The organism is Neobacillus bataviensis (genome assembly GCF_019969725.1).
The window spans coordinates 197,968-212,826 of the sequence record NZ_JAHXYW010000011.1 but is presented as its reverse complement, the minus strand read 5'-3'; the positions used below and the strand labels follow the sequence as shown (position 1 = coordinate 212,826).

Genomic DNA, 14,859 nt, shown 5'->3' with positions numbered 1-14,859 from the left:
TGACCTACTATAACAATTACAGATATCAATGGAATTTAAAGAAGATGACCCCTGTAGAATACAGAAATCATCTTCTCGATGTGGCATGACCTTTTTTAAAAATGTCCTTTACAACGGGTACACTTTACAATTTGGGTGTTGCCTTTTTATGTTTCTTGTAACGGATTAACAAAGCTGTATTGAATATGGACAGTGCCATCATTTTTACAAGTGATCTTCTCAACGAGTGAATGAAGGATCGGTGGAGTTAATTCCTTTAGGTTCAGTACATCTTTTAATTTTTTTCCGATATTAATGGAGTAACTCTCGTTTTCGCATTCCTTCAATTTTTCATCAAGTTGATCTTTTTTAATTTGAAGATCTTTTATCTTGTTGTCTGTTAGCTGACGGTATTCCACCAAATCTTCTTTTGAAAGGAGATTCTCAGTTGTACAGATTTACATATTCCAGCTTTTTATTTTTTAAGGTTTCCATATCGGATTGAACTGCTTCTAGCTCTTTGAGAACTTTGCGTTTTTTCACATTTAGCTTATTCATTAGCGTGTTCAAGAAGCTTTCTTCTTTTAATGAGTTAAAAAGCGTTTGTAAATCCTCCATAATCACATGCATTAGTGCTTTTTCACGAACTGTAACTTTACTAATGCAGAAGGTGTTACCGTGCTTGATATTTCCACCGCAACGGTAACCTTTTTGATTGGCTTTATACCACATTCCTTTTTGGCATTCCTCACAATAGAGGATGTTCGTAAAAAGATGTTTTTTTGGAGCGGTAGTTGTTCTGGTACGACTCTGCATCATCGCTTGTACTGCATTAAAGGTTTCCTTTGGGATAAAGGCTTCATGATTATTCTCAATGACTACAAAATCTTCTTCCCTTATCTCCCTTTTTATTCACTATTTCAAAAAAACTTATGCAACTGCACCCCAATTGTTAAACACCATTAACAATTAGAGGTGCAGTTTTTTCTATGGCAAAATTTACATAGAAATCTAAATTAGTATTTTAGTATAAAAAAATCACGAAATATTAAAAATTCGCCCAATAAAAATAATTTTAAAAAAACTGTTAAATGAAGATTTACAAAAATTTAACGAAATTTTTACAAGGATTTCACTTGGTTTTTTTATCGATTTTTAGCGAAATTCCCCCAATGTACAACATGGATAATTAAAACTATGATTAATTTGTCGAAAGATTCAAAATAGGGGGAATTGAATTGAGGGAAAGTAAATTAAAGAAAATATTGTCAAATACCACCATGAGCTGTCTATTGATGTCCTCGGTCATCCCATACAATGTGTTGGCGGCGACATCAACACCTATCGATCCTATTCGTCAGGAAGCGAGCGCTCCACAGTTGACAAACGAACAGATAGCGGCCTTAAATAAGATCAGCATAGCTGGTAGGGAAAAAATTTCGTCAAAGATCAATACGTTAACAACGGAGCCTGTTCGCGTCATTGTTGAATTCAAACAAGCACCGGCTAAAATTGCGGTGATGCAAGAGCAGTTGGCTGGAAACAGCACAACCTTAAAAGAAGAAACAAGTGACGTAAACAATTCGCATAAACAGTTTCGTGCATTTGTGGACGGATTATCTCAGCACAAAGCTGGCAAAAGTGTGAATGCAGTCACTGCGCAAACTGCAGCGAGTGAAGAAGATGCTGAAAACTCATCTGACATTCAAATTACAAGTGAATACAAGAGCGCGTTAAATGGGGTAGCCATGACGCTTCCAGGAAACATGGTCGAGAGTCTATTCGAATCTGGCCTTGTTAGCCATGTCCTCTCAGATGAGATCGTCAAACTTGACCCGAGTGAATTGGGCCAAGTGAAGCAGCAAAGCGAACAAGGTGAAGCACCAAAAGAAAATACGATCCCACTTCCAGGAATTGATGCACTTCATAACGAAGGAATTAAAGGAAACGGCGTGAAAGTCGGCGTGTTAGATACAGGGATTGATTACAATCATCCGGATTTAACGGATGTGTATAAAGGGTTCAGAAAACAAGAAGGCGTTGATCCAAGTACGATTAGCCCGAGTTCAGTTAAGGGCTGGGATTTCGTCGATAACGATGCAGATCCGATGGAAACAACCCCTGATGACTGGGTGAATGCAGGTAAGCCAGTAACACCAGGCCATACGTACGAAACATATCACGGTACGCACGTATCTGGAACAATCGCAGCACAATCGAAAGCCAATGTCGAAAATCCGGCACAAGGGGTTGCCCCTGGCGTCGATTTATATGTCTATCGTGTACTAGGTCCTTACGGTTCTGGTTATACGAGTGGTATCGTTGGCGGGATTGACAAGTCAGTTAGTGACGGAATGAAAGTCATTAACATGTCTCTTGGCGCACCGAGTAACGATCCACTATCAGCAGAAGCAATCGCAGTTAACAATGCGACACTCGCTGGTGTAACATGCGTCATTTCAGCAGGAAACTCAGGTCCGAACGAAGGGACACTTGGCACACCTGGAGCAGCCGCTCTACCAATTACGGTTGGTGCAAGTGACTTCCCGATGTCGATTCCGACCGCAACGGCGACAGTCGGAAACGAAACGTTCACCAACTTTAAGTTACTTGGAAAAGGATACAATGACCACGTGGAAGCCCTTGCGAACAAAACGTATCCAGTTGTGTTTGTTGGCTTAGGTGGCGCAGATGATGTGAAAGATCTTGATTTGCACGGAAAAGTGGCATTGATTAAGCGTGGAACGTATGCGCTTAGTGAAAAAATTGTGAATGCACAAAAAGCAGGCGCAGTGGCGGCCATTATGTATAACAATATCGACGGCGACATCGATAACTATTTAGCAAGTGATATTGGGTTTATCCCAACATTCCGCCTCTCAAAAGCAGACGGCGAACGCTTAAAAGCAGCAGCAGAAACTGCGTCGATTACGTTTACTGAAATCGGGTCAACAGTAACAGAAGGAAACCATTTGGCAGCTTTCAGTTCAAGGGGACCGGTTACAACAAGCTATGACATTAAACCGGACGTTGTGGCGCCTGGGGTATCTGTTTACTCGACGTATCCAGAATATATCCACAGTCCAGAACCAGGAATTGATTACTCACAAGCGTATGCGCGTATTTCAGGTACATCAATGGCTTCTCCGCACGTAGCAGGGATTGCCGCGCTCATTCTTCAGGCTCACCCGGATTACACGCCGTTTGATGTCAAAACAGCGCTAACCAATACGGCTGACAAAATGAATGGCAACTATTCTGTTTATGAAGTAGGGGCAGGACTTGTCGATGTCGCAGAAGCCGTACATGCGGATGTTTCCTTCAAAGTACAGGATACGACGGAAAACGGGGATGCGAGCGGAAACCTGAAGACAGTCAATTATGAAAAAGGTTCCTTAACGTTCGGTTCTGTTTACCAAAACATCGGAAGTTCGATGAACAGCACCCGTACCGTCAAAGTGACCAACCGTGGCTCGAAGGATAAAACCTTTGATCTCAGCTATGAATTCATTAAGCCGAATTCCAATGTGAATGACGGCTCAGCGAATAATGTTACGGTTACGACTCCTGCTTCTGTTACCGTTAGTGCAGGACAGACGACGAATTTCAATGCGGCGATTACCATTCCTGGAAGCGCTCAATTTGGAAGATATGAAGGATATGTCAACATCGTAAATCATGACAATCCAAGCGAACATTTCCGAATTCCGTTCGCTGCTCGAATGGTGGAAAAAGGATTCAGCGACTTGCTGATGGATGACAATGCCGTCAGCACAAGAAATCCGGTCATTCCTTCAATTTTTAATTATGGCACTAACCGTAATATCGGCTTTAAATTAAACAGCCCGATGAAGTGGGTCTGGGCGACGATTTATGACAAAAACGGCAATGCGCTTGGCGCAGTTTTCCCATCACCGATTAGTGCAAGTACGGCGCCAACCGATAGGTTCTTATCGCTTTCGTTTAACGCGGGTATCTATTATCCGTTTATCGGCGACCCAGCGAAAGAATTAACGAGCCAGTTCACAAAAGCATCCTTGCCGGAAGGGGATTACACGATCAAATTCCGCGCAACCGATACGACAAACATGTATGCGAAAACGTATGAGAAGTCGATGCTGTTTATCGTGGACAACAAATTGCCGAAATTGACCTATAAAGACCATGCTCCGGGCTTGTACGAGCTGAGTGATTCGGACTTTACGGATGAAGAAATGGGCGGCAATATGCACCATTCGTTCTGGGTTCACGCGAACCTTTACGACGAAGGAACGGCGAAACTGGCTCCTCTTGGCATCGACCAATCGTCTAACAATTTGTTTTATTACTACAATGCAATCGACTTACCGGCAGGAGAATTTAAGACGGACGCCAATGGAGATACGAAATTCGGGATTGAAAAATCGGACATTGAAAACGGTCCGGCAGTCGTCACGCTGTTCCCAAGGGATGTGGCAGGAAATGCAGAGCTCGTCAATGATTTCCATCAGTATGTCTTTGTTAAAAAAGGCACGCCGTATATGGTGCCGACGTATGACAAGCAAAAAGCGTACCTGAATGATACAGTCACGATGACACTGAATCTACACAATGTTCAGCAAATGATGTCAGGGACCTATAATGCAACGTACTTTAACACCAACTTCGAATTGCAAGGAGTGACAGTAGCGCCTGAATTCCAAAAATGGGCAGATGATCATGGCGTGAAGGTCAATGTGGATACACCGGTTGGAACGCGTGACCCTCTTTATTTAGCTAAAACCATGATCAATGTAGGCGCACATTTAAGCGGCGGAGAAGACTTTAAAGGTTTCAGCGGCGATGAGATGCCATTTTTGAACGTAACCCTAAAAGTGAACAACGATGACCCGACAACTCCGGCTGCGAATATTTTATATTCGAATATGGTACAGGATGATGTCATGACCAATTTCAGCATGATGCAGTATGGTCAAACTCAGCCAACCAACATTACAGCATTCAACCGATTGAACAGCTTCCAACTCATTTCGACGCATAATGCGCTTAAAACTTTTGTGAGGCTTGAAGCGTTTGCTAACAACTATTCAATGGACTATACCACTCTGAATGCAAAAGCATATGCACTACTTTCGGACGGTAGCAAATATCCTGGAACGATTGATCCGCAGGGATATGTCGATATCAAGGGCATCCCATTATCGAAAGATCCATTCAAAGTGATCATCGAAGCGCCGGGGCACTTAAAGAGCGTTCAGACCATCACGATGCTGGGGCAGACTCCATGGGGCGATAATGTCGGTCAGTATGCCGGCTATATTGGAGCAACATCCAAGCAGCCGAATGGTCCAGCTGGCGATCTGAACGGTGACGGCGTGATTGATGTCCTGGACGTCAAGAAAATAGCCAATAAGATTGGCATGCAGGATCAAGACGATTTTAAAGTGGAAGATTTGAATCAAGACGGCATTATCAATGAGACGGATATGAAGTTCCTCGTTAAGAACTTATATAAATCGAATTTTGATGCAACCGTTAAGCCGAAAGAACAAGTTGCCGGTAAGTACAGTACACATTACTTCAATGAATTAGGAATTGCATCTACCGTTAACACGTTGAAAAATACTACTATATCTAAAAATACGGCCGCACTTAGCTGGATTGCCGCTGTCAATGCAACTGAAGTAAAAATTGAGCAATCGAACGATAATGGCGCAACATGGACGAAGTCTACCACGTCAAATCCTGTAACGGTTGATTCGAGTACAGCAGTTGTCACTGGATTAACTGAAAATACATCTTACAAATTCCGAGTAAGAGTAACAGGTGGATTAAACGGGGGCATTTCAAATGTTGTGAGTGTAAACACCGTAAAGTAAGAAAAAAGCCGTAGTCTTTTTATCTCGCATTGGAAACTCATGATCTTTCGTCATGAGAGGAAAATGCGAGTTTTTTTTGCACCAAAAGTGGAACTGAGGCACAGCACACTTATCCTTTATATCCGTCCTGGAACATCGGTTGAAAAGAAACAAACTATTTTAGATAAATTTTAAAAAGAAGGCAGGTCGTCGTTAGCAAGTGATTTTTAAAAACCGCCTCTAAAAAAAGTGTGGTGAACCGTACCATAAATAGGTACGGTTTTTCTATTAATTTAGAGCTATTCAATCAAAAGTACTTAGTTCCCGTGCCTGTCACTCCCCGAATTTTCTTGTTTCACACTTTATTCCACAGATGTTGTTTTGAATTGATGAAGTGAAGGAAGTAGGCTGCCAAATTTCTTCAACTTGTCATTTGCTTTTTACAAGCGTACGTAGTTCGCCCACATACATAATGACAAGCAACATTGGCCGTAACCAATCGAAACTCCATCCGAACCGTTACTGCAAGAAGCCGTTCCCGCTTCTTTAAGTCTTGCAATCCAGTCTGAAAACAGCAGTAAAGACTTTGCCTAATGATTGCTACGTTGATTTTCTGCATCGGCTCAACTCGCCTTACCTCTTATTTATCGTGACTTAAGAGCTTTTCCCACGGTTATTCTTTTCGTAGTTTTTCCATGTCGAGTCTACTAAACGACAGCTTTTTGACAGAGGGTGAGTCTCTGACCCTATGGGATTTACTTATCGTGAAATAAATAAAACCTTATGAGAAATTGAATGCAAGATTTAACTATTGTTTCTTTTTCAAATTACTATACTATTGATTACATTGGTATAAAAAGAAATTAATTGGAAACCATAATAATGCATAAAGAGCAGTTGCATTCTGTAAAAATTGTGAAGCTACAAAAAAGTAACCAACTACCTTACCACATCAATTTGGATGGTAAGGAGGGTTGCTTTTTTTATTCTTATTAACTTCACCAACACCTTATGTGTTGCCACATACACTCTGCACATGTGGAGTGCGTGGCACAGCTTATTTTAAAGATGTAACAAATAAATAAACACTTCTAAGTAAAAAAATCATTTCTAAACATCAAACCCTTTCCTAATTGTATAGTTTTTGTTGTTGCATATGAAAAGCACCTCCTTTGATAGATACGTCCATCGTTTCAGGAGGTGCTTCTTTTTTATATGCGTTGTTTGAATACTTAAATCAATAGGGCACAGAAGTATGATATATGATATATAAAATGATAAGCCCAATTCCAATAATATAAGCAAGAAAAACTGGATTTAGCACTATAGGATGTCTTCTAGGTCTTTTCATTGATTTCAGAATCAAATTCGCTTTGCCTTACACTTGCCAATCTCCCAATTCGTAACGTATAAAGTAATCCTCCAATCAGTACTAACAATATCACAATAGATAAAATGAATTGCAAGTCAAACAATGTAATTACCACCTTTTTTTCATATTTATTGAGAAAACATGCTGAGGTATACATCGATTTTGCAAAAACAAAGGAATTTTAAAATATTTAATAAAACGATTCATTTTTTAGCGGAATTTAAATTCTATATGAAAGACAAATGAAAAGAATGGTTACCCTAGGATTAAAATGAGAATTGACAGGACACCAATTGGTGTCATATAATTAAGACACCAATTGGTGTCCAATTAAAAGGGGGGGGTGATTTTGAACGAGAAAAATCAAGAGCGTGATGTGTATGCAGCCATCGCTGACCCAACAAGACGTAAATTGCTGCGTTTGTTAGCAGATGCAGGAGAGTTACCACTTCACGAATTAACCGCTCAATTTCAAATGGGGCGTACCGCTGTTTCTAAACATTTGGCTATTCTTAAAGAAGCTGGCTTAGTTGCTGACCGTAAAGTTGGCAGAGAAACAAGATATCGACTAATTGCAGCTCCCCTACAGGAAATTAAAGATTGGGTATCTTTTTACGAAAAATTTTGGAATGAAAGAGTGGCACTTTTAAAAAATTTATTAGCGGAGGAATAGTGATGGCAGAAATATCATTAGATTTTCAGTTTACAAGTTCAATCAATACGGTATGGAATGCATTAACAGATTCGGAAACTCTTGCAAAATGGATTATGGCAAATGACTTTAAACCGGTCGTCGGACATAAATGTCAATTCCGAAATCCGCAGTGGAATTTAATTGTAGATAGTGAAGTATTAGTGGTCGACGAGCCTAACAAGTTATCTTACACATGGATAGGCGGTCCGATCAACACTATAGTCACATGGACATTGAGGGAAGAGGATGGAACCACCTACTTACACCTCGAACAAACTGGATTCGAAAAAGAAGATCAAGCCTTCAATGGTGCGAAATACGGTTGGGCGAATATGGTTGAAGGACTTAAAAAGGTGTTAGAAGCATAGTAAGGCCAATCCTGTTGTTAGGAAATACAGAGATAAAAGGAGGGATGGATATGTCCTATATCGTTGATTTTAAAAATGTGTCTACGGTTGGTTTAGAGTCTTCACCTGTAGCAGTAGCGCTTGCGGGTTTACGTGCAAATGAAGCCCGTTACTTCATGAACAAATACAAGCATGAATTTACAGTTGTACCAGCTAGCGAAAGCCAGGGGACCCTTGATTATGTGAACCGAATTTTGAAAGAAGAACGTGATATTGAGTTTGCGGCCACACCTTTAGAAACGTCGCGTTTTCAAGTAGAAAATATCAAAATGGCCTACGTCTTTTATGAGGATGGCCTTGAGGTCAACGTCATGTATACGGTTGATGACCCTAAGCCGAAGCGGGCTGTCGGTTTTAAGCTTTCTGAGGGAATGGAGGTTCCAAAGGAGTTAGAAGGCAAGTTTAAGTTTGCCAGGCAGAAGTCTAAGCTAGCTGGAACAATTCGGGGCTCGTTTTTTGTAATTAAAGGAGAATATTAAAGTAATTAAAAGTGAATAGGAAAAAGCAAGCGGCTCGGTATAGGACTGAGCCGTTTTGCTTCGAAAAAAACTCAGCCTGATTTATTTGAAGTTGTGCTATCATGGCAATACTAGATTTAGAGAATGGAGAGAGAGGATATTCGATGAAAATAAATCAATTAATTGCCAACAATATTAATCGTTTAGATTGCCTATTATCGGAGGATCAATCGCTCGGAATTGCTGGTTTGTCCGGATCTGGTAAGACCACCTTTTGTCAAACCATTGGCGAAGAATCCAAGAAGCGTCTCGTTTCCTTATTGCCAAAGGCTGAATATCAGTATTTGTTTTCTAATATAATGGAAACGAATTTTAGTGCCATAAAGATGGAAGACATGCCTTTAGTACTTTTTCTAGGGAAATCCTCGATTTCATCGAATCCTCGTTCAACGATTGGCACCCATACCGGTGTATTTAAAGAGATTCGAGAGCGGCTTGCAGAAAACTTTCATCTTTCGCCAGAAGTTTTTTCCTTTAATAATGAATTAGGCTGGTGTCCGGCATGTAAAGGACGCGGAACTACCAAAAATGTCGAATGCCCAAAGTGTAACGGCCGGCGCTATAATCAAGAAGTTGAACAGAAACAAATCGAACTATTTGAAAAACCTCATAGTATTTCCGATATCAATGAATTTAGCATTGAATCCATCCTTTCCTTAGCGGAGGAATTACATATTAGTGAAGCAAAACAGCATATTCTCCAAAATATCATCAATATGAATATTGGTTACTTAACCTTAAATCGAATTATGGGTACATTGTCAGGAGGGGAATTAACACGGCTTTACTTGGCAGAATTCATGGCGGCAAGTGAAAATACTGTAATCATTATTGATGAAATTTCAGTTGGTCTTGATTACCACACCCTATTGAAAATTTTAGAACAGATTAGACAATTGGGCTATAAGAATCAAATTTGGCTGATTGATCATTCCGACACGGTGCTCGATACAGCAGATGAGCAATTGTTCTTTGGGCCTGGAAGCGGGAAATATGGCGGAAAAATTGTGGAAGAATCGCCGCGTCCAAAACCAATCTATTGGGAACGCAACCCCTCCATGCCAACTGAATACTATCAATTTCAAGATCTTTACTGTCGTAATATTCAAATGGAAGAAATCCGAATTCCTAAAAATAGATTGGTTACTTTTACGGGTGAGTCTGGATGTGGGAAATCGACTCTTGTAAATGAGTGTATCTCCAAAGACTTTCTAAAGCGATATCCAAAAGAAAAACTGGTCATGGTTGGCCAGGACCGAAATCAATCGATTACCAGCCGGTCAACGGTAGCGACGTTTCTTGATATTAAAAAGAAACTGACAAAATATAGTGAAGAGATTGATGATATTTTTCAGCGCTCGATTGAAGATATTATTGAGGAACTGCCGAAGGAAGACATCGCTCATAAACGCTTGAGTTTGCTGATCAAACTGGGACTTGGTTATTTGACGTTGGAAAGAAAGACACAGTCCTTATCGACGGGTGAATTTCAATGTGTCCATTTAGTTTCGGAGCTGTTTTCTAACTCAAGAAACCCGCATACGCTGTTTATATTTGACGAGCCTTCAAAAGGTCTTTCTCAAAATATATTAAATCAATTCATTGATAGTGTCAGGGTCATTCTGGAAGATGAATCGGTCTCGATCATGATGATTGAACATAATGCCTATATGTTAGAAAGCTCTGATTTTATCATTGATTTTGGTAAAAGACAGGTTGAACCAGTTCAACATCTTGAAGTTGTCAGTCATGATGATTATTTTAATCAACATAACAGTACCAAAAGTGTTGCGCCATTGCATATTTCTTCAACCCTAAATTCAAAAAATGACCTTAACTACTTGATAGAAAATCATATTGGCTATTTTAAAAATGCAGAAAACGTCTATAAGGGCGGCATCTTAAAAAGCTTATCATCCATGGCCCGTTTGATTTATGGTGAATATGAATCTGATAAAATCGCACCTGTCATCGCCATTGATCTTGAACGTCACTTGTATAGTAAATATAGTTTTCTCTATGAAATTGGAGGTTTGATTAACCATATTGTGGCTGCACATCCGACCAATAAAGATACAAGAAGCTTCGATTTCTTTAGTCAAGAAAATCATTGTCCAAGCTGTTCTGGGCGAAGGGTAATTGAAAAATTTGATTTTGAAGTGGTCATCCAAGATAAGAATGCGCCATTTTGGGAGGGCTTATTACATCCTGACGTGATGGAAGTATTAAAATACTATCAATATCCAAAATTGCAATTCCTATTTGATGAGATCAAGAACGAGCTAGGGCAAGATATTAGTAAAAGCTATAATGAGATGACAGAGGCAGAAAGGCATACCTTTTTATATGGTTATTGGGAAAAGTCATTTTATGATAAAGCAGGCAAGGCACAAAGAACATGGGAGGGCTTCAATATCATCATTGGGCGGTATATGTTCATTTCGAAATCCATTATTAAGGAGCATATGAAAGCTTCAAAAGAGATGATTACTTGTCCAGTATGTCAAGGAACCGTGCTGAACCATCATAAAAAGCTAAGATTTGGTGACATGGATATCCGTGAGATTATCCAACAACCGATTACTCAGGTCATCAAAACGGTAGGGAAGCTGCCAGAACTGGAAAAACTGAAATCCATTGTTGGCGGAGATATGGTGCTGACTGAGGATGTTTCTTTTCTGCCAAGAGAGACACAAGTAAGGCTAAAAATGCTGGAACTTGAGCTGGCAAGTTTTGCTGGCTACGAAGTGGTTTTACAAAATACCTTGCCATTCTGGGACAATATTAAAGGCAATATCGAAGCCATATGCAATAAAAACCAGGTTACCATCTGTGATTTTGCCAATATTACGGAAACGAGAGAAACCATTATTGACAAGTACTTCACCAATGGAAAATACAAAAAACTAACATATGTCTATGAAGCGTTTGGTTACAAAAAGATTGTTACCCAAATTAATAAGATTAAAGCGAGTCATCCATGTCCGTTCTGTAAAGGGAAGAAGGTCATTTCAGAAGATAATCTCCATGATGGCGTGTATAAATTATCGGTTCCATGTGTCAGCTGTTATGCAAGCGGCATCAATGAAGAGGGGCGGAAGGAAATCGTTGAAGGCATAGCTGTACAAACCTGGCTCACTGGCAAGGTAAGTGATGTGGTGGCTGAAAGCTTACAAACGGAGGACGTTGCTGATATTCCAATTTTTAATCGTATTCGTGAGTTGAATAAACGAGATATGGTGGCGGTTTATCAATGCCTTGAGCGGAATCAATAAATTCAGTCAGTAATAGAAAACTCATTTGCAATAATGAATTGCAAATGAGTTTTTATGCTATTATGAAGGTAAAGATTGGAAAAATTGAGTCATGCTCTTGTTTTTAAAGAGAATTTTAAAGGGGGGAACACATTTATGATCCCAGCAAAAACAGATCCCATTTCAATCACTCCGATAAGAGAAAAAGGTGTGGAATCCATCCTCGATTGGTTCGATCAGCATAAACATTCGTTCTATACCCTGGGTTGGTCCTATCTTAGAAATCAGCAGGAAATGGAAGAGCTTTTTTACCGGTCCATTATAAAAGTCCACAAGGAGCTGCCGCGATTTAAACGGGAAACATCATTCGAAACATGGGTTACATCCATTTTCATTCATGCCTGCAGGGAGCTTTCTGATAATAGAAGTTTACAAGCTTCAGAGGAAAGTGAACCGCGTCAGGATTTATTTAAAGCACTTGATCAATTGAAAGTGTCCGAGAGAGAAGCGGTTTTCCTTACATATGTAAAGGGAATCCCTCAAGAAGAAGCGGCACTTCTTCTCCAAGTTTCAGTGGAAAAGCTGAAAGAGCTTTTGTTTTCCGGAATCCAGTCACTTAGAAAAGAAATGGGGTATGGAACACCCTTTAATGGCTGTAGGGAGTATCATAAGGATTACATTGATTACTTAGAAAGAACCCTGGATCGGTCAAAAAAGATTGATTTAGAGATACATATTTTTCATTGTCAAGATTGTCAGGAGGATTTGGCTGCCTTTCAGGATGTCATGTTAACCATGTCGACACTTTATGAAAGGTTGGAGGATTTACCTGTTCCATCTAATCTCATAGATAACGTCAAAGCTAGGCTGGGAGAAAAAGAAGGGCTCAGACAACAGAAGAACAAGAAACGTAAAAGAATGGGCATCGTTCTTGCAAGTGTTTTCGCAATATTAATAGGTATAGAGGTTTTTACTGGGGTATTTACCAACGTCTACTATACTTGGACTGAAGAAGATCAAGAGTTGCGTGCCTTTCTGCAACAGGACCTGGGTGAAAGGCTGAACCTGGAAGCGGAAAGCGATGGAGTGAAAATTAAAATCAAGACTGCGATTGCTGATGATGTTCAAACGGTTGTTTTTTATGAAATAGAAGATACAGGTGAAGATAATCAATATGTGATAGAGTCTCAAGAGGGTGTTTCTGTGGAGAACGAACATGAAATCATGATTCATGAAACATATCCAAGGTATTATCCTCCTGACCTTAAATCGGAAGAAAATAATAAAGAAAAGAATGTGTATCAAGGAAAAATTGGTCTGCTGCCACTCAAATTGGATAATGGGACCATCAAACTTAAGATTACAAAGCTTCAGAAATTGAGTCGCGATTCTTCTGACCGGAATGGTTTGAGGGCTTACGAGAACATGGAAGATAAAACAGGAGAGTGGAACTTTGAGATCCCCGTAACAAAAAAGCCTTCAATCGAATATGCATTGAATCAAGAAACAGAAGTCGTGGGGATCCCGGTTCGATTTGATAAACTAATCATTGCTCCAACAGCGACGATTCTGCAATATGCTATTAGTAATGAACAGCCAGGGAAGCGGATTGAGGTTCTTAATTTTGACAATCTAGAAGTGAATAATAAAAAAGTGAAAGCAGATATGTATGGCGGCTCGTTTATGGATTCACAGCAAGACATGAATTGGACTACTCTTAAAACACACTTTGACCCTTTTATTGGAGAAAAACCTAAAGATGTTACCGTTCAATTTGAATCTGTAAATTTAACGTTTGAAGATCCAAAAACCATCGAACTGGATGCTTCTAAGAAATATCCTCAAACCTTTAAATATGCGGGCAGTACAATCTCCATCGACAAGCTGGAAGTTGGACAGCCTGCCATTATTGTCATAAGCAATCATGAAACTAAGAATCGAGCGTATGAGGCACTTAACTTCAATATTGTGGGTGAGGATGAAAATGAGCCTAGTTCCATGGAGATGAATTCTGAAGGAGTACTAGTTGATAAAAACGGGGTGGAATATGGTAACGATGCGATTGTCCCATACGATAAAATCGAGCAGCCTCGCTATTTCTTAACCGTTCAAAGCATGGAGTTACGGGGTAACAATACTGGAGAAAAAGTGATTCCTAAAAGGCTGGAGATTTATGGATATAATACGACGAAATATTTGGATGATGTTGTGAAGATTTCGTTGAAATAACATTAGGCAGTTTGCCCTCAGATGAGGGAACTGCCTTTCATATTTAAGTTTTAATAAAATTGAATATTTTTACAAATTTTTCACGATAATAGAGAGGAAATTGAAAGCGGGCATTGAATGATTTAAGAGAATTTTTTATTAAAAATGGGAGGCAATTATGGGGAGATTAGTACATTTCGAAGTCCATGTGAGTGACATGGAACGGGCTAAGAAGTTTTACGGTGAGGTATTCGGCTGGACATTCCAAGATTGGAGTGATTATGCGGGTATGCCTTACTTTGGAGCCGTGACCGGCGATGAAAATCAACTTGGAATCAATGGTGCATTAATGCAGCGCCAAAGTGCTCCGCCAGAACCAAACCAGGCGCTAAATGGTTATGCTTGTACAATGGGTGTGGAAAACTACGATGTAACGGAATCTAAAATTCTGGAGAACGGCGGTAAGGTCGCAATGCCTAAATATGCCCTGCCTGGAATGGCGTGGCAAGGATACTATATTGATACCGAGGGAAATGTATTTGGGATTCATCAGCCGGATGTGAATGCGAAATAGGGTTTCTTCATAGGCA

The 14,859-nt window shown here is 39.9% G+C and carries 12 protein-coding genes; 8 read left to right on the top strand and 4 right to left on the bottom strand.

All coding sequences use genetic code 11. The features are described 5' to 3' along the window. On the top strand, window positions 1–89 hold an 89-nt coding region (locus tag LC455_RS23595; protein ID WP_223588723.1), incomplete at its 5' end, for an IS3 family transposase. Between the two features lie 57 nt (window positions 90–146). Here LC455_RS23595 and LC455_RS23590 read toward each other — a convergent pair. Together LC455_RS23590 and LC455_RS23585 are read right to left on the bottom strand one after the other, a co-directional pair. Continuing rightward, window positions 147–398, bottom strand: a complete 252-nt coding sequence (locus LC455_RS23590) for a hypothetical protein (RefSeq protein WP_223594574.1) — start codon at window positions 396–398, stop codon at window positions 147–149. A gap of 25 nt (window positions 399–423) precedes the next feature. Continuing rightward, on the bottom strand, window positions 424–879 hold the full coding sequence (locus LC455_RS23585; protein WP_369075766.1) for a recombinase zinc beta ribbon domain-containing protein: 456 nt from the start codon (window positions 877–879) through the stop codon (window positions 424–426). Window positions 880–1,217: 338 nt separating this feature from the next. Here LC455_RS23585 and LC455_RS23580 point away from each other — a divergent pair, with 338 nt between their 5' ends. Further along, window positions 1,218–5,837 carry a S8 family serine peptidase gene (locus LC455_RS23580; protein ID WP_223594570.1) on the top strand — a complete coding sequence of 1,540 codons (4,620 nt, stop codon included), beginning with the start codon at window positions 1,218–1,220 and terminating at the stop codon, window positions 5,835–5,837. A gap of 400 nt (window positions 5,838–6,237) precedes the next feature. On the opposite strand, the gene LC455_RS23575 is transcribed toward LC455_RS23580, so the two are convergent. Further along, entirely contained in the window at window positions 6,238–6,435 is a 198-nt protein-coding gene (locus tag LC455_RS23575) for a hypothetical protein (protein ID WP_223594569.1), read from the bottom strand. 718 nt (window positions 6,436–7,153) lie between these two features. Next, window positions 7,154–7,291, bottom strand: coding sequence for a hypothetical protein (locus LC455_RS23570; RefSeq protein WP_223594566.1), 138 nt, complete (start codon window positions 7,289–7,291; stop codon window positions 7,154–7,156). Between the two features lie 246 nt (window positions 7,292–7,537). On the opposite strand from LC455_RS23570, the gene LC455_RS23565 reads away from it, so the two are divergent. The 6 genes from LC455_RS23565 (at window position 7,538) to LC455_RS23540 (ending at window position 14,843) form a co-directional block, all read left to right on the top strand. Continuing rightward, window positions 7,538–7,861 (top strand): ArsR/SmtB family transcription factor, encoded by a 324-nt coding sequence (locus tag LC455_RS23565; RefSeq protein ID WP_223594565.1) that lies wholly within the window; start codon window positions 7,538–7,540, stop codon window positions 7,859–7,861. A gap of 2 nt (window positions 7,862–7,863) precedes the next feature. Further along, entirely contained in the window at window positions 7,864–8,250 is a 387-nt protein-coding gene (locus tag LC455_RS23560) for an SRPBCC family protein (RefSeq protein ID WP_223594564.1), read from the top strand. 50 nt (window positions 8,251–8,300) lie between these two features. Next, window positions 8,301–8,768, top strand: a complete 468-nt coding sequence (locus LC455_RS23555) for a phage tail protein (protein WP_223594563.1) — start codon at window positions 8,301–8,303, stop codon at window positions 8,766–8,768. Between the two features lie 143 nt (window positions 8,769–8,911). Then, the gene (locus LC455_RS23550; RefSeq protein ID WP_223594562.1) at window positions 8,912–12,082 is read left to right on the top strand and encodes an ATP-binding cassette domain-containing protein; all 3,171 of its coding nucleotides are present in this window, start codon (window positions 8,912–8,914) and stop codon (window positions 12,080–12,082) included. Between the two features lie 135 nt (window positions 12,083–12,217). Further along, window positions 12,218–14,290 (top strand): sigma-70 family RNA polymerase sigma factor, encoded by a 2,073-nt coding sequence (locus LC455_RS23545; RefSeq protein WP_223594557.1) that lies wholly within the window; start codon window positions 12,218–12,220, stop codon window positions 14,288–14,290. A gap of 157 nt (window positions 14,291–14,447) precedes the next feature. Next, a complete protein-coding gene (locus tag LC455_RS23540) occupies window positions 14,448–14,843 on the top strand; it encodes a VOC family protein (protein ID WP_223594551.1) in 396 nt (131 codons plus the stop codon). Window positions 14,844–14,859: the final 16 nt, after the last annotated feature.